The organism is Psychromonas arctica, from assembly GCF_038155225.1.
In the GTDB taxonomy this organism is placed as follows: domain Bacteria; phylum Pseudomonadota; class Gammaproteobacteria; order Enterobacterales; family Psychromonadaceae; genus Psychromonas; species Psychromonas arctica_B.
This window is the reverse complement of the sequence record NZ_JBAKBA010000503.1, coordinates 1-205: the sequence shown is the minus strand read 5'-3', so window position 1 is coordinate 205 and position 205 is coordinate 1. Positions and strand designations below refer to the sequence as shown.

Sequence of the window (205 nt, the reverse complement as noted above, 5' to 3'; positions counted from 1 at the left end):
CGATCACAGTGACAACCAGCGATGGTGTTGAACAAGAAATTGTGATCACTATCAATGGTGTAGATGACTTATCAGTGGTTGCGGGTGACTCAGTTGGCGACGTAACAGAAGATGATGCAGCGACATTAACCACTTCAGGTAGTTTATCGTTAACGGATGTAGATACCTCGGATACGACCACGTTCACGGCAGCAACGGTAGAAGG

The 205-nt window shown here is 46.8% G+C and carries 1 protein-coding gene; it reads left to right on the top strand.

The genetic code is table 11. The features are described 5' to 3' along the window. Positions 1–205, top strand: a 205-nt coding sequence (locus V6255_RS19225) for a VCBS domain-containing protein (protein WP_341629506.1), incomplete at both ends; no start/stop codon positions are given.